Source organism: Klebsiella grimontii (assembly GCF_042137965.1).
Classification (GTDB): Bacteria; Pseudomonadota; Gammaproteobacteria; order Enterobacterales; family Enterobacteriaceae; genus Klebsiella; species Klebsiella grimontii.
The window spans coordinates 3,551,968-3,567,340 of sequence record NZ_CP169721.1; the positions used below are offsets into that span (position 1 = coordinate 3,551,968).

Here is a 15,373-nt window from a genome sequence, read left to right on the forward strand (position 1 = left end):
TCATTCAAAACGGGGTTAATGCCTGAAATTTGCCGCTCAACGCCTTGTTTTCGGGAAAAGCTAAATCGCCGTGCTTGCTGGTCGACAGGCCTAACGCCACCAGCGACTCAACCATTTTGACCGCCGCGCTGACGCCGTCGATCACCGGCACGCGCAGCTCGCGGGTCAGCTCCTGGGCCAGCGTCGCCATCCCGCCGCAGCCCAGTACGATGGCCCCGCAGCCGTCCTCTTTTAGCGCCTGAATACAGCGCGCACGCACCTTCTCCTGCGCCACACCGCTGCCGTCCTCCAGCGCCAGCACCGGTAAATCAATGGCGTGCAGGGCTGCGCAGTGGTCATGAAAACCATACTGGTGCAGCAGATGACGGGCGATGATCAGGGTGCGCGGCAGCGTGGTCACGATGGAGAAACGGGTGGCCACCAGCGTCGCCATATGCATCGCCGCTTCGGCAATGCCCACCACCGGCCCCTGCGCCAGCTCGCGCGCCGCCAGCAGCCCGGGGTCGCCAAAACAGGCGATCACGTGCCCGTCTACCCCCTGTTGGCGACCGGCTTTGATCTGCTCCAGCACGCCCACGGCGGCGATGGCTTCATCAAAGTGGCCCTCTATCGATGGGACGCCTTCGCGGGGGCAGACCGCCAGAATCTCGGTTCCCGGCGCGGCGACCGCCCGCGCGGCGGCGCCGATGGTTTCCGTCATTGCCAGGCTGGTGTTGGGGTTGATCACTTGTATACAAACAGCGGCCATTACGGCTCCTTATAACCGGCAAACAGCCGGGCAAAATCGGGCAGGGTCACGCCAGAACGCTCAAAGCAAAGGCTGGCGACAATATGTTCAAAATGGTGGCTTAACGCATCGCTCAGCGGCTGCAGCGCCTTGTCGCGCAGCAGCTGGACAAGCCGTTCGTGATCGTCGCAGCGGCAGCCCTGACGCCACGGCGATCCCCACGCCGCGATAACTAATGAAGAGCGCTGGCTCAGGCGGGTCACCATCTCGGTGAGCACCTGATTGCCGGAGATCGCCTGCAGCTGAATATGAAACTCGGCGGAGTAGCGGATCGCCGCCGGGCCGTCATAGCGTTCATGGGCCTGCTGCTCCTCACGGATAATGGCCTCCAGCGCCGCCAGATGCGGCGGCTGACAGCGGGCCAGCACATCCGGCAGGTTGGCGACCTCCAGCAGCGCGCGGGTGCGGAAGATCTCTTGCGCCTCTTCGACCGTCGGGCTGGCGACCTGTGCACCACGTTTGGGCGTCAGGGCGACCATTTGCACAGTCGCGAGTCGTTGCAGCACCTTTCTGATCCCGGTGCGGCTTACGCCGAACACCTCCGCCAGCGCCTCCTCCGGCAGTTTGCTCCCCGGCGGCAGCTGATGCTCGACGATCGCGGTCATCAGCGCCTGATAGATGGATTCGTCTTTATCCTGCAGTTCTGGCGCGGCCTGCAGACGATGTTGGTTGCTCATTCACCACTCCGGTTTTTACCTTTTGATATCGGATCGTATACATAAAATTTAATTATTGCATACAAAAATAACTACTTTGGCCTAAATCCTGCAACAGCCTCGCAATCCATTTAAACGGGTGTTCATTTACAGGAGCAGGTTTCATGCCAAATCAACAAAATACACATCAGGTTAAGGCCGCTGATCCCCACGCTGGATACAGCCCGCGGCTTTGCAATGAGGATCTGGCGCCGACGCGCGACCAGAACTGGAGCTGGTACAACATCTTTTCTTTCTGGATGTCGGACGTGCACAGCATGGGGGGCTACGTGGTGGCGGCGAGCTTCTTTACCCTTGGTCTGGCGAGCTGGCAGGTGCTGCTGTGCCTGCTGGTGGGGATTTGCATCGTTCAGCTGTGCGCCAACCTGGTGGCGAAGCCCAGCCAGATGGCGGGGGTGCCCTACGCGGTCATTTGTCGTCAGGCGTTTGGCGTCTTTGGGGCCAATATTCCGGCGGTGATCCGCGGGCTTATCGCCTTCGCATGGTACGGCATTCAGACCTATCTCGCCGCCAACGCGCTGATGCTGGTGCTGCTGAAGTTCTGGCCCTCGCTATCAACGCTCACCGCCTCCAGCTTCCTTGGCCTGTCGCATCTGGGCTGGCTCTGCTTCGCCACCATGTGGCTGCTGCAGGCGATGGTGTTCTGGCACGGAATGAACGCCATCAAGCGCTTTATTGATATCGCTGGCCCGGCGGTCTACGTGGTGATGCTGGCGCTGGCGGGCTGGATTGTATACAAGACCGGTTTTGACGGGATCTCCTTTACCCTCGCCAGTAAGTCTCTGAGCGCCGGGGAGCAAACCTGGCAGATGATTACCGCCACCGCGCTAGTGGTCTCCTACTTCTCCGGCCCGCTGCTCAACTTTGGCGATTTCTCGCGCTACGGCAAAAGCATGGGCGAAATCCGCCGCGGCAACCGCTGGGGACTGCCGTTTAACTTCCTGCTGTTCTCCATCGTGACCGTGGTGATTGTCTCCGGAACGCAGTCGCTGTTTGGCCGCATGATCACCGACCCGATTGAGACCGTGAGCCGCGTGGGCAACGACCTGGCGGTCGCCATTGGCCTGTTGACCATGATCACCGCCACCATCGGGATTAATATCGTGGCCAACTTTGTCTCCCCGGCGTTCGATTTCTCTAACTGCTCGCCGCAGAAAATCAGCTTCCGCACCGGCGGGATGATTGCCGCCGTGGGGTCGATTCTGCTGACGCCGTGGAACCTGTTTAACTCGCCGGAGCTTATCCACTACACCCTTGATGTGCTGGGGGCGTTTATCGGCCCGCTGTTCGGCATCCTGATTGTGGATTTTTACATCATTAAGCGCGGTAAAGTTTCCGTCAACGACCTGTTTGACGACACGCCAAAAGGCCAGTACTGGTACCGCAACGGCTTTAACCCGAAAGCGATCGCCGCCCTGATACCCTCCGTCGCTATTGGCCTGGTCATCAGCTTTATTCCGGCCCTGCACGAAGTGGCCAACTTTAGCTGGTTTATTGGCGTCTTCCTGAGCGGCGCGGCCTACCGCTGGATTGCCCGCGACGAGCGCGTCGGCGCGACGGCCGGTTTCAGCGCCCTCGCCCAGAAAGAGTAACCCCGCATCCCCGCCGCGGCGTCACGTCGCGGCGGCTCTCCGCCTGCGCAAACTGGCATTAATCTTGCTCAATCAACCTATCCTTTCGCTAACCCACAGGGCAGCTATGATGTTTGACTACCATGCCGCAGTTCGCGGCGCATTTTTCGATATCGCCGCCGTTGCCGATAGCGCTGACGATATCGCCCGCCATGCGCGCTATCTGGAGGATGGCGTGCTGTTTCTTCGCGACGGACGCGTTCAGGCGCTGCTGCCATGGCAGGAGGGCGAACGGTACCTGCACCCGCAGAAGGGCTATCGCGACCTGCGCGGTAAGCTGCTGCTGCCGGGGTTTGTCGATGCCCACGTCCACTATCCGCAAACCGAGATGATTGGCGCATTTGGCGAGCAGCTGCTGGAGTGGCTCACCACCTATACCTTTCCGGTGGAGAGCCAGTTTGCCGATGCCGACTACGCCGCCGAGATCGCGCAATTTTTTGTCAACCAGCTGCTAAGCCACGGCACCACTACCGCGCTGGTTTTTTGTACGCTGCATCCGCAATCGGTCGATGCCCTGTTTAACGAAGCGCTGCGCCTGAATATGCGCCTGCTCGCCGGGAAAGTGATGATGGATCGCCACGCGCCGGACTACCTGAGCGAAAGCGCGGAGCAGAGCTACCGGCAAACCCGCAAGCTGATTGAACGCTGGCACCAGCGCGGCCGTCTCGGCTACGCCATTACGCCGCGCTTTGCGCCGACCTCGACGCCAGAGCTGCTGGCGGCGGTGCGGCAGCTGCGGGAAGAGTTTCCCGATACCTGGCTGCATACCCACCTGAGCGAAAACCTCAACGAAGTGGCGTGGGTAAAAAGCCTGTGGCCGGAGCATGAGCACTATCTCGACGTCTACCATCATTATCGGTTAACCGGCGAGCGCAGCGTGTTTGCCCACGGCATTCACCTGGCGGACGCCGAGTGGCAGTGCCTGCACGAGACCGGTTCAGCGCTGGCCTTTTGCCCGACGTCGAACCTGTTCCTCGGCAGCGGGCTGTTTCGTTTACCGGTCTGCTGGCAGAACAAGGTGCGGATGGGCATCGGTAGCGATGTTGGCGCGGGCACTACGTTCAGTATGCTGCGCACCCTCGGCGAGGCGTATAAGGTCAGCCAGCTGCAAAGCTATCGCCTGCGCGCCAGCGAAGCCTTCTACCATGCGACCCTCGGCGGCGCGCGCGCCCTGCGCCTTGATGAGAAGATTGGCAATTTCCAGCCCGGCAAAGAGGCCGATTTTGTGGTTATCGACCCGGCGGTCACGCCGCTGCAGCGCTTACGCAGCGGGCGCTGCAAAGATATCTATGAGCAGCTGTTCGTGCTGATGACCCTGGGCGATGAACGCAATATTAGCGAGACGTGGGTAAACGGCGAGCGTGTATGGGGAGATGCGGCTGCGCAGTAGTCCCTTTCCCAGAGGCGCGCAGCGCCGCCTCCGGGGGACATTTAGCTGCCGCGATAGGTGGACCAGCCGCCGGGGGCAATTAAAAACGGTAAATGATAGTGCCCGCCAGCCGCTTCGCGGATGGCGAAATCAATCTGCGCGCTCAGGTAGAGCGTCTCGCGCCCGCTGGCGGTAAACCACTCGCCGATTTCCGCGCTCAACCGGTAATGCCCCGGCGCCAGCGGCCCGGCGCCGAGTTCGCCAATACGGCCGTTCTCATCGGTGGCCCCGCGGGCAATCAGCGCGCCTTCGCGCTCCAGCACAACCTTCACGCCCTGCGCCGGTCGGCCGGTAGAGATATCCAGAATATGGGTGCTTAAGGTACTCATTCGCCAATTGCTCCTTCCAGTCTTAATAAGGTGATTTCGCGCAGCTGCGCCAACGCGTCCTGAACTTCTGCGCGCTCGCTGTTTTGCAGGCGACGCGACAGCGCCGCTAAGATTTCATCCCCGCTGCGCCCTTTCGCGCGAATCAAAAAAACCCGGCCAAATCGCGCTTCGTAGCGGGCGTTGCCCGCTTTCAGCGCCTGCGCCAGCGCAGCATCGCGCTCATCAACGCTTCCCTGCTCCTGACGCGAGAGCGCCGCGTGCGCCTGAGACCCGGCGGGCTTTTCGCCAATACGCGGATGGGCGCTTAGCGCCTCGGCCAGCTCCGCTTCGCCCCACGCCGCCATCAGCCGCTGCGCGGCGTTGAGCAAATCAGCACGGCTGCGCCAGGGCCGGCCGGCGGCGAGCGCCGCTGCCCAACCAGGAACGGCAACGCAGGGCGCCAACAGGGAAACGGCCTCTTCGCCGCTCAGCTGGTTAAAGTGATTCAGCGCGATCATCGGTGCTCCTTGTGGCCGCCGCCGCGGCCGGTTTCTCTTCCGGGATAACCAGATTCAGGACAATCGCCACCAGCCCGCCGCTGGTCGCCGCGGAGCCGAACAGGTTACCCACGATCGGCGGGAAGTGGGTCAGAAACGCCGGGACCGCTTCAATGCCGAGACCAAAACCAAAGGCCAGGCCAACGATCAGCATATCGCGGCGGGTCAGCGGTTTCTGGGTGATAATGCGGATCCCCGCCGCCACGACGCAGCCAAACATCACCATCGTCGCGCCGCCCAGCACCGGCGCCGGGATCTGGCGCAGTATCTCGCCAAACGGCGGAAACAGGCCCAGCAGAATCAAAATCACCCCAATGTAGCGGCCAACGTAGCGGCTGGCGACGCCGGTCATCTGAATCACGCCGTTGTTTTGCGCAAAGGTGGTATTGGGGAACGCGCACAGCATCGCCGCCACCATGCAGCTTATGCCATCGGCAAGAATGCCGCCTTTTAGCCGGGAACGGAAGGCCTCGTCATCTATCGACTGCCGAGAGATCAGGCAGTTAGCCGTCAGATCCCCCACCGCCTCAAGAATGCAGACCAGCGACACCAGCGCAATCGGCATAAAAATCGCGCTGTTAAACTGAAAACCAAACGGAAACAGCTGCGGCAAGCGGAACCAGACATCGCCGACGCCTTTAAGCTGGAACGATCCGCTCAGCGCCGCCGCCGCGCAGCCGACGGCAATCCCCACCACCACCGAAGAGAGGCGCAGCCAGCGGTTTTTCGCGCAGCTCAGCAGGACGATGGTCCCCAGCGTGCCCGCGCCGAGTGCGATATTGCTCATGCTGGCAAACGCTTTCGCCTGCTCGCCGCCGCACCAGTTAATGACGCTGACTTTAATCAGGCTAATGCCGATCAGCGCAATCACGCTGCCGGTAATCACCGGGGTAAAAATACGCTTCAGCGGTTCAATAAAGCGGCTGACGAGACAGGGCACCAGCGCGGCGACGAAGTTGACGCCAAACAGCATGGCCATAATATCCTGCGGCGTGCCGCCCTGCCCTTTTACCCACATACCGCCGGCAATGGCGACGCCGAGGAACGCAAAGCTGGTGCCCTGCATACAGATCATGCCCGCGCCGATCCCCCAAACGCGGTTGGATTGCAGGAAGGTACCGATGCCGGAGGCCAGCAGGGACATGCTGATTAAATAGGGCAGCCACTCCCCCAGCCCCAGCGCCGCGCCGATAATCAGCGGCGGCGTGATGATGCCCACCAGCCCGGCGAGTACGTGCTGTAAAGCGCTAAAAAATGCCGGGAGCGGCGGGATCCGCTGCTCGAGGCCGTACAGTAAGCCGCCGTTTTTTTCATCTAACATGGTCGTTTCATCCCGTTGCGAATAAGCGTGCGGGAACGGGTGCACAAAACAGGCCAAATTCGCTCACACTTGCGCAACATTTAATTTTTCCTCAATTTTACAAAGAGATAAATCATCTTCCTGGTTAACCCCTGTGCGCCTGCGCGGGCCGCCGCGGTGAAACTTTAGATTCTCGATTCCTAATATAGAAATTATTGATTCATAAAAAGGCAACAAAACCCCCCATCACGCACCACGATTGTGCAACCGCACGATGGCGGGGAGGCCGAATCGGCGAAATCCGCGCCTGCGTCAAAGTGGTACGCAAATTGCTCAAGCCAATCACGACGTATGTAAAGGAGAAGCAAATGAAAGCATTAGTTATCGGCGGCGGCATCGGCGGCCTGAGCGCGGCGGTAGGGTTAAAAAATGCAGGTATCCATTGCGAAGTCTTTGAGGCGGTGAAAGAAATCAAACCGGTGGGCGCGGCCATCTCCATCTGGCCTAACGGCGTGAAGTGCATGAAGCATTTAGGTATGGGGGATATTATCGAGAGCTACGGCGGCCCGATGCATTTTCTCGCTTATAAGGATTATCTGCGCGGGGAGGACCTGACCCAGTTCAGCCTCGCTCCGCTGGTAGAGCGTACCGGCGGCCGCCCCTGTCCGGTTTCCCGCGCTGAACTGCAGCGCGAGATGCTCGACTTCTGGGGACGCGACGCCGTGCAGTTTGGTAAACGCGTCACCCGCTGCGAAGAACACGCCGACGGCGTTCGCGTCTGGTTTACCGACGGGTCGATGGCGGAGGGAGATTTTCTGATTGCCGCCGACGGTAGCCATTCCGCGCTGCGCCCGTACGTGCTCGGCTATACCCCTGAGCGCCGCTACGCGGGTTACGTTAACTGGAACGGTCTGGTGGAGATTGATGAGGCGATTGCGCCGGGCAACCAGTGGACCACTTTCGTCGGCGAGGGGAAACGGGTGTCGCTGATGCCGGTCTCCGATGGCCGGTTTTACTTTTTCTTTGATGTTCCGCTGCCGGCGGGGCTGGCCGAGGATCGCAGCACGCTACGGGCGGATCTCAGCCGCTACTTTAGCGGCTGGGCGCCGCAGGTGCAGAAGCTGATCGCCGCCCTCGATCCCCAGACCACCAACCGCATTGAAATCCATGATATTGAACCGTTTGAGCGGCTGGTTCGCGGCAAGGTGGCGCTGCTGGGCGATGCCGGGCACAGCACCACGCCGGATATCGGCCAGGGCGGCTGCGCGGCGCTGGAGGATGCGGTGGTGCTGGGGGATCTATTCCGCGAGAGCCGCGATATCGCCGGGGTGTTGCGCCAGTACGAAGCGCAGCGCTGCGATCGGGTCCGCGACCTGGTGCTGAAGGCGCGAAAACGTTGCGACGTGACCCATGGTAAAGATATGGCGCTGACGCAAGCCTGGTATCAGGAGCTGGAAACCGAGACCGGAGAGCGGATTATCAACGGCCTGTGCGAAACCATTCAGGGCGGCCCGCTGGGGTAAAAATATTGGCATCAGCGCCCTTCCCGGCTCGCGGCGTAAACGCCTTAGCAGGGCTACCGACCCGCAGACGCGGGTGAACCCGTAGCCCGGTCAGCGCAGCGCCGCCGGGGAAGCAAACCGCAGAATATTTCAGGCCGGGGACATTCACGCAGGCGGCGAGATGCGCCTCTCCGGCTACCGGATCGCAGACGCGGGTGAACCCGCTGCCCCGGCCTGCATCTCCTCCATCACGGCGGTCAGCTTCTGGATCGCCATCTGCGCCGGGCGGGAGAGCTGGCGCGACGGCGCGGTGCACAGGGCCAGGGTGAGCGGACGCAGCAGCTTGTTGCGTAGCGGGACAAACGCCAGTTGCCCGAGCTTCACCTCTTCCAGCACGTCCAGACGGCTGAGAATCGTCACGCCGCCGCCTTTCAGCACCAGCGATTTGATCAGCCGGATATCGTTACAGCTAATACTGTTGGCCGGAGAAAAATCATAATGGCGATAAAGCATCGCGACCCGATCATGGACGATCAGCGGCGCGCCGGGAACAATATGCCGCTCCTCGCTGAGCTCCCCTGGCGACAGCATCACGGCCTGCGCCTGAGGATGATCCGGGCGCATTACCGCGCCCATCTCCAGCTCGGCAAAGGCCAGCACGCTCAGCCCCGCCTGGCCTTCAGGATCCAGAATCAGGCCGAAATCGAGATCCGCCTGCCGCACCTTCTGGCTGATGGTATGGCTATCCGCCACCTGCAGATTCAGCTCCAGCCACTGCCAGCTGGCGATAATGTCCGCCAGCGCGGCGGCAAAGCTCCCTTCCGCCAGCGCCTGCACCATGCCAAGGCTGACGCTGCCGCGCTTCAGCCCCTGCAGCTCATCAAACTTTTGCCGCGTCAGATGAAACTCCTTTTGCCAGCGCAGCAGATTGTCATACAGCAGCTCCCCGGCGGTAGTCATACGCAGCCCTTCCGGCAGGCGCTCGAACAGCGGCGTGCCGAAGGCCTCTTCCGCCTGTAAAATTTGCCGGTTTATGGCCGAAGCGGAAATATGCAGCTTTTCCGCCGCCCGCCGCAGGCTGCCGCTGCGGGCCACTTCGGCAAAATAGATAGCGAAACGTGAAAATGGGCTCATCGGCGACCTGTTCTCTTTTTTGCAACGGCTGGGTGAATTCTTGCTGATGGATGTCAACACCCTAATATGGCAACAATAAACTCACAACAATTAAACAAATGTTTTTGTGAGCAGGAAGAGAAGCCATGAACAAACCACAACCCACCCCGCCCGCCCATTGCACCTTTGAGCCCGAGGACTGGCTGCGCCTGGCGAAATGCTGGCATCCGGTCGCCCGCGCCTGCGATATCGGCCCCGCGCCGGTAAAAGCCACCCTGCTTGATGAACAGCTGGTTATCTATCGTATCAAGGGCCAGGTGGTGGTCGCTCGCGACGTCTGTCCCCACCGCGGCGTGCCGCTGACGCTCGGTTTTCACGACGAAGAAGGGATCGTCTGCCCGTACCACGGCCTGCGCTTCGGCGAAGATGGCCGCTGTAACCGTATCCCGTCCAGCCCCGACCAGCCGGTACCGGCGAAGCTCAACCTCACCAGCTTTGCGGTTGAAGAACGCTATGGCCTGATCTGGACCTGCCTGGCCTTCGACCCGGAGAACCCGATGCCGCTGCCGGTGATGCCGCACTGGCACGACGACGGCTTTCAGCAAATCAACTGCCCGGCCTTTGAGGTTAACGGCTTTGCGGGCCGCCAGGTCGAGGGCTTTCTGGACGTCGCCCATTTCGCCTGGATCCACACCGATACCTTCGCCGACCCGGATAACCAGGTGGTGCCGAACTACAATCCGCAGGAGACGGCGTTTGGTTTTATCGCCGATTACTGGAGTTCGGTCGGCAACTATCCCGCCAGCTCCGAGTTTCGCGCGCCGGAAGGCTTCCAGTGGCTGCGCCATTTCGAGATGCATCTGCCGTTTACCGCCACCCTGACGATTCATTTTCCCGGCGAGGCCCGGCTGGTGATTATGAACGCCGCCTCGCCGGTTTCCTCGCGGATCACCCGCATGTTCGCGCCCATCGCGCGTAATTTCGATCTGCACGTGCCGGTAGAGGATGTTCACGCCTTTAACCTGCGCGTCTTTGAGGAAGATCGCCTGATGGTGGAGACCCAGCGCCCGGAGAGACTGCCGCTGGATTTAACGCTCGAAGCGCATATCCCCGCCGATCGCAGCTCCATCGCCTATCGCCGCGGGCTGAAAAAAATGGGCTTCGGCGACTTTTTCCTCGTTTAAGCGGAGAGCCATTATGAGCGATGTAATAGAGGTTATCGTTGACGGTATCTGGCGCCAGGGCAGCCAGAGCCTCGCCGTCAGGCTGGTGGCGCAGGACGGCCGACCGCTCCCCGCCTGGCAACCCGGCGCGCATATTGATGTGCATCTGCCGTGCGGCATTATCCGCCAATATTCGCTGACCGGCCCGGACGGCCCTGACGACGGCTACCTGATCTGCGTGGCGCTGGAGAAAGCGTCACGCGGCGGCTCGCGCTATATCCATCAGCAGCTGCGCCCCGGCCAGACGCTGTTGATTTCTCCCCCGCGCAATCTGTTTCCTTTACGCACAGCGGAGCGGGTGACGCTGCTGGCGGCCGGGATCGGCATTACGCCGCTGTACGCGATGGCGCTCAGGCTTAAGGCGGAAGGCGTGCCGTTTACCCTGCACTATTACCTGAAAAACCGCGCGCAGGGGGCGTTTGTCCGCGAACTGCAGCGGCGGTTCAGCGCCGAAAGCGTGGTGATTCACTGCTCTTGCGAAGGAGACAGCGCCCGGCAACATTTAGCCGCCGCGCTGAACAATACGCATACCGGATATCCGATTTATCTCTGCGGGCCGGAGGGATTTATGACCGCCGCGCGTCGGGCCGCCATGGAACGGGGCTGGGCGGAAACGCTGATCCATAGCGAAGCCTTTCAGCCCATCGCTGCGCCAGCCGGCGCTGAGGAGAGAGAAACCTTTAGCGTGACGCTGGCGTCCTCGGGAGAGCGGTGGCCGGTGCCCCCGCATAAAACTATCGCCCAGGTGCTCCAGGAAAACGGCGTCGCCGTCCCGCTCTCCTGCGAGATGGGGATTTGCGGCGCCTGCCTGACGCCGGTTATCGAGGGGGTTGTCGACCATCGCGACACCGTACAGTCGGAGGCGGAGAAATCCGCCAGCGCGCAGCAGATCGCCCTGTGCTGCTCGCGCAGCCGATCGGCGAATCTGTGCATTGATTTATAGACCGGCGCCGCTAGCGGGCGAAAACCCGCGCCTCGCCCACCACCTCAATGCGTACCGCCGCCCCCGGCCGCCATAACGGCTGGCTGACGGTTTTGACGATCAGCGGCTCGCTCCGGCCGGGCATCGTCAGGGTTAACGTCGAGAGATGGCCGCTAAAGTCCACATCGCGTACGGTAAGCGGTTGTCCATCCGCCGGACAGGGAGAGATAACCAGCTGCTCGGGGCGCAGCATCACCCTTCCCTGGCCGACGGCCTGCGGATTGTCGGTTAAGAGTTCGCCTATCGCGCTGCGCGCGCGGCCGCCGCGCAGCTCGGCGGGCAGCACCAGCGCATCGCCGAGAAAAAGCGCGGTCTCTTCATCAACCGGGTGACTGTAGACCTCATACGGCGTACCAACCTGGGCAAAACGCCCCTGACGCATCACCGCGACCTGGCTGGCAAAGGAGAGCGCTTCATTCTGATCGTGGGTGACCAGAATCGACGCGACGCCGGCCTGCGCCAGTAAATCGGCGGTGGCTTTACGCGTAGCCGCGCGCAGTCCGGTATCAAGGGCGGAAAAAGGTTCATCCAGCAGCATCAGCGCGGGCCGCTGTGCCAGCGCGCGCGCCAGGGCTACGCGCTGCTGCTGACCGCCGGAAATTTCGTGCGGCCAGTGGTTCGCCAGTTGGCTGTCCAGCGAGGCCCTCTCCATCAGCGCCGCTACCTGCTGGGATTTCTCCTGGCGACTGCCATCGAGCCCCCAGGCGATATTGTCCGCGACGTTCAGATGGGGGAACAGCGCGCCCTCCTGCGGCACGTAGCCCACCCCGCGCAGGTGGGCGGGAATAAATGTCCCCTGCGCAAACAGCGTGCGCCCCTGCATGACAATCCGCCCGCTATCCGGCGTTTCGAAACCCGCGAGGATCCGCAGCAGCGTGGTTTTACCGGAGCCGGAGGGGCCAACGATCGCCGTACGGCTGCCTGCGGCCACCGTCAGATTGAGGTTTTCGAGCACCCGTGTACCGGCAAAAGATTTTGAGATTGAGGAGAGTTCGAGCATTTACAGGCCTGCGATTTTTTTCGACTGAATATAGAGAATGCCGGTCAGCGGCAGCGAAAGCAGAATCATCAGCATCGCGTAAGGGGCGGCGGCGACATAATCAATTTCGCTGGTCAGCGCCCAGAAGCCGGTCGACAGCGTGCGGGTGCCGAGTGGCGAGAGCAGCAGCGTGGCGGTCAATTCATTGGTGATGCCGAGAAACACCAGCGCCGCCCCCGCCGCCGCGCCCGGCGCCGCCAGCCGCATGGTGACGCTCCACAGCGCCCGGCCGGGGCTGCGGCCTAAACTGCGGGCGACGTTTTCCAGCTCGACGGGGGCCTGCGCGATCCCGGCCCGCAGGTTGACCAGCGCCCGGGGCATAAACATCAGCAGCCAGGCGAGCAGCAGCGTGACCTCGGTCTGATAGATGGGACGCGCATAGTGAATGGTGACCGTCACCAGCGCCAGCGCCGTTACGATGCCGGGCAGCGAGCTGGTCATGTAGTTACACCCCTCCAGCAGACGAAAAAGACGCTGCGGATAGCGAACGCCCAGCCAGGCGATGGGAATTGCGCAGGCGGTGGTGAGGAGCGCGCCCACCGCGCCGAGCAGCAGCGTTTGCCGCAGGGAGAGCCACAGGTCGGCGCTCATCCAGTTTTCCACGCCGCCCAGCCAGAGCCAACGGCAAAGCACCATCAGCGGAACGCCCAACGCCAGCATCACCAGCGTCAGCAGCGCGAGCTGAAGAGGGATCGCCGACAGCCGGCCCAGCGGCTGCCGCTGCTGTTCGCGCGCGGCGCCCGAACCGATGCGGGCATAGCGCGCCTTCCCCCGCGACGCCCCTTCCAGCAGCAAAATGGCCAGGCAGCAAAGCGCCAGCACCCCGCCCAGCATGTTCGCCGCCGGGCCGCTGAAGGTTGACTGGAACTGGTCATAGATGGCGGTGGTAAAGGTATCGAAACGGACCATCGCGAACAGGCCGAACTCCGCCAGCAGATGCAGCGCCACCAGCAGCGCGCCGCCGCATATCGCCAGCCTGAGCTGCGGCAAAACCACGCGGAAAAAGATCCGCCACGGCGGCGTACCTAATGAGGCGGCAACATCTTCCAGCGTCGGGTCCAGCCGCCGCAGAACGGCGGCAACCGGCATATAGATAAACGGGTAATAGGCCAGCAGCGAAAGAAACACCCCGGCAGACAGGCCGTGCATTGCCGGCACCGCGCTGACCCAGGCGTAGCTTTGCACAAAGGCCGGGATCGCCAGCGGCGCAACCGCCAGCACCGACCAGAGCCGCCGCCCCGCCAGCAGCGTGCGCTCCGTCAGCCAGGCCAGGCCAACGCCCAGCGCAATGCACAGCGGTACCGTCAGCGCGATAAGCCACAGGGTGTTGCTCAACAGCTCAGCGACGCGCGGACGAAAGACCAGCGCCCGGATTGTCTCCCAGCCGGTATCGACCCCCACGGCAATAACAAAACCCGGCGGCAAGAGCGCCAGCAGAGAAAACAGAACGGCTAACGCGATCATCGGAAAAGCAGGACGCCTGCGCTCGGGCAGGCGTTGAGCTTTTTTTCCGAGCGCGAAACTCAGAGAAGACATAGCGTATTCACTTTAACGGACGATTACAGCAGGCCAGCCTGGGTCATCAAATCGACCACTTTTTTGCTGTTCAGCGAAGACGGCTCAACCTTCGGCGCCTCTAACGCCTGCAGCGGCGTCAGCTTCGGGTTAGACGCGGCGTTGACGCCAACGGCGTATTCAAAGGCGTTATTGGTGCGCAGCTCATCCTGCCCCTGCTTGCCGGTGATCCACTTGATAAAGGCCTGAGCCTGTTCCTGATGTTTGCTGGAGGCCAGAACGCCGCCGCCGGAAATGCTGACAAAGGCGCCAGGATCCTGGTTTTTAAAGTAGTGGAGACGGGTATTTTTGCTGTTCTCGCCGGTTTTCGCCTGATCGACAAAGCGGTAGTAATGATAGATAACGCCGCCATCAATCTGACCGGCATTCACCGCTTTCATCACCGTGCTGTTGCCCTTGTAGGCCACAAAATTGGTTTTCATCGCTTTAAGCCATGCCAGGGTGGCCTGCTCGCCTTTCAGCGCCAGCATCGCGCTGACGATGGCCTGGAAATCCGCGCCGGATGGCGAAGCGGCCCAGCGCCCTTTCCACTGCGGTTGCGCCAGATCCATCAGCGACTTCGGCAGCTGCGCTTCGCTGATTTTCGCCGGATTGTAGACGAATACGGTGCTGCGGGCGGCAATGCCTATCCAGCGGCCGTGCTCAGGGCGGTACTGCGGGGCGACCTGCTGAAGGGTCTCGGCCGCCAGAGGCGCAAATAGCTTCGCGTTATCCACCAGCACCATCGCCGGGGAGTTTTCCGTCAGAAAGACGTCCGCCGGGGACGCCGTCCCCTCTTGCACCAGCTGATTCCCCAGCTCGCTATCGCCGCCGTTACGCAGCGTCACTTTAATGCCGGTCTCTTTGGTAAAACCGTCAACCCATGACTTAACCAGGTTTTCATGCTGCGCGTTGTAGACCACAATCCCGTCGCTGCTGGCCGCCGCCAGCGCCTGCGGAGCAATAAACGCGGAAGAAGCCATCAATGCAGCGGAGCAATAAGACACCAGACGAAAACGCATACGCTAATCCTTAATAGAGGTGGGCAAAGGGTAACTGGCAGCCGGTCGGCAGGGATTAAATCACAGAGGAATGTGAATGATAATGCAAACAATTACCATCTAATGAAAAAAGAGAAATATACTGCACGCGGGCGGCACCAGGCGGGGAAAATGCTATAAAAAAATAACCGCCGCGATGAACATTAAAATAACCTTAAGACAGCTTAATTT

13 protein-coding genes and 1 pseudogene are annotated in these 15,373 nt (G+C 61.4%); 5 read left to right on the forward strand and 9 right to left on the reverse strand.

Features of this window, described 5'->3' with window-relative positions:
- Positions 1 to 28: 28 nt before the first annotated feature.
- Both hpxA and ACE3MN_RS16810 read right to left on the reverse strand, forming a co-directional pair.
- Positions 29 to 748: pseudogene (gene hpxA, locus ACE3MN_RS16805) on the reverse strand (allantoin racemase); the annotation flags it as partial.
- Positions 748 to 1,464 carry a GntR family transcriptional regulator gene (locus tag ACE3MN_RS16810; RefSeq protein ID WP_024359599.1) on the reverse strand — a complete coding sequence of 239 codons (717 nt, stop codon included), beginning with the start codon at positions 1,462 to 1,464 and terminating at the stop codon, positions 748 to 750. The pseudogene hpxA and the gene ACE3MN_RS16810, both read right to left, overlap by 1 nt.
- Before the next feature lie 143 nt (positions 1,465 to 1,607).
- On the opposite strand from ACE3MN_RS16810, the gene ACE3MN_RS16815 reads away from it, so the two are divergent.
- Positions 1,608 to 3,095, forward strand: a complete 1,488-nt coding sequence (locus ACE3MN_RS16815) for an NCS1 family nucleobase:cation symporter-1 (protein WP_004871435.1) — start codon at positions 1,608 to 1,610, stop codon at positions 3,093 to 3,095.
- Positions 3,096 to 3,204: 109 nt separating this feature from the next.
- Complete coding sequence (guaD, locus tag ACE3MN_RS16820) at positions 3,205 to 4,524, forward strand: guanine deaminase (RefSeq protein ID WP_024359600.1); 1,320 nt, start codon at positions 3,205 to 3,207, stop codon at positions 4,522 to 4,524.
- 41 nt (positions 4,525 to 4,565) lie between these two features.
- Here the strand turns inward: guaD and uraH are convergent, their stop codons facing one another.
- The 3 genes from uraH to ACE3MN_RS16835 are packed head-to-tail and all read right to left on the reverse strand — an operon-like array spanning position 4,566 to position 6,749.
- Positions 4,566 to 4,892, reverse strand: a complete 327-nt coding sequence (gene uraH, locus ACE3MN_RS16825) for a hydroxyisourate hydrolase (RefSeq protein ID WP_004871437.1) — start codon at positions 4,890 to 4,892, stop codon at positions 4,566 to 4,568.
- The gene (uraD, locus tag ACE3MN_RS16830; RefSeq protein ID WP_024359601.1) at positions 4,889 to 5,389 is read right to left on the reverse strand and encodes a 2-oxo-4-hydroxy-4-carboxy-5-ureidoimidazoline decarboxylase; all 501 of its coding nucleotides are present in this window, start codon (positions 5,387 to 5,389) and stop codon (positions 4,889 to 4,891) included. The genes uraH and uraD overlap by 4 nt, the downstream gene beginning before the upstream one ends.
- Positions 5,367 to 6,749, reverse strand: a complete 1,383-nt coding sequence (locus ACE3MN_RS16835) for a nucleobase:cation symporter-2 family protein (RefSeq protein WP_024359602.1) — start codon at positions 6,747 to 6,749, stop codon at positions 5,367 to 5,369. The genes uraD and ACE3MN_RS16835 overlap by 23 nt, the downstream gene beginning before the upstream one ends.
- A gap of 347 nt (positions 6,750 to 7,096) precedes the next feature.
- On the opposite strand from ACE3MN_RS16835, the gene hpxO reads away from it, so the two are divergent.
- Positions 7,097 to 8,251: an FAD-dependent urate hydroxylase HpxO gene (gene hpxO / locus ACE3MN_RS16840; RefSeq protein WP_004871444.1), complete on the forward strand. Its 1,155-nt coding sequence runs from the start codon at positions 7,097 to 7,099 to the stop codon at positions 8,249 to 8,251.
- A gap of 174 nt (positions 8,252 to 8,425) precedes the next feature.
- Here the strand turns inward: hpxO and hpxR are convergent, their stop codons facing one another.
- Positions 8,426 to 9,364, reverse strand: a complete 939-nt coding sequence (hpxR, locus tag ACE3MN_RS16845) for a LysR family hpxDE operon transcriptional regulator HpxR (protein ID WP_024359603.1) — start codon at positions 9,362 to 9,364, stop codon at positions 8,426 to 8,428.
- A gap of 125 nt (positions 9,365 to 9,489) precedes the next feature.
- Between hpxR and hpxD the strand changes: the two genes are divergently transcribed.
- A complete protein-coding gene (gene hpxD / locus ACE3MN_RS16850) occupies positions 9,490 to 10,527 on the forward strand; it encodes a molybdenum cofactor-independent xanthine hydroxylase subunit HpxD (RefSeq protein WP_024359604.1) in 1,038 nt (345 codons plus the stop codon).
- Positions 10,528 to 10,540: 13 nt separating this feature from the next.
- The gene (locus tag ACE3MN_RS16855; protein ID WP_024359605.1) at positions 10,541 to 11,509 is read left to right on the forward strand and encodes a PDR/VanB family oxidoreductase; all 969 of its coding nucleotides are present in this window, start codon (positions 10,541 to 10,543) and stop codon (positions 11,507 to 11,509) included.
- Between the two features lie 10 nt (positions 11,510 to 11,519).
- Here the strand turns inward: ACE3MN_RS16855 and ACE3MN_RS16860 are convergent, their stop codons facing one another.
- Genes ACE3MN_RS16860 through ACE3MN_RS16870 form a run of 3 tightly spaced genes read right to left on the reverse strand, consistent with a single transcriptional unit; the run spans position 11,520 to position 15,163 of the window.
- Entirely contained in the window at positions 11,520 to 12,548 is a 1,029-nt protein-coding gene (locus tag ACE3MN_RS16860) for an ABC transporter ATP-binding protein (protein WP_024359606.1), read from the reverse strand.
- On the reverse strand, positions 12,549 to 14,123 hold the full coding sequence (locus tag ACE3MN_RS16865) for an ABC transporter permease (RefSeq protein ID WP_024359607.1): 1,575 nt from the start codon (positions 14,121 to 14,123) through the stop codon (positions 12,549 to 12,551).
- Between the two features lie 23 nt (positions 14,124 to 14,146).
- Positions 14,147 to 15,163 (reverse strand): iron ABC transporter substrate-binding protein, encoded by a 1,017-nt coding sequence (locus tag ACE3MN_RS16870; RefSeq protein WP_004871451.1) that lies wholly within the window; start codon positions 15,161 to 15,163, stop codon positions 14,147 to 14,149.
- Positions 15,164 to 15,373: the final 210 nt, after the last annotated feature.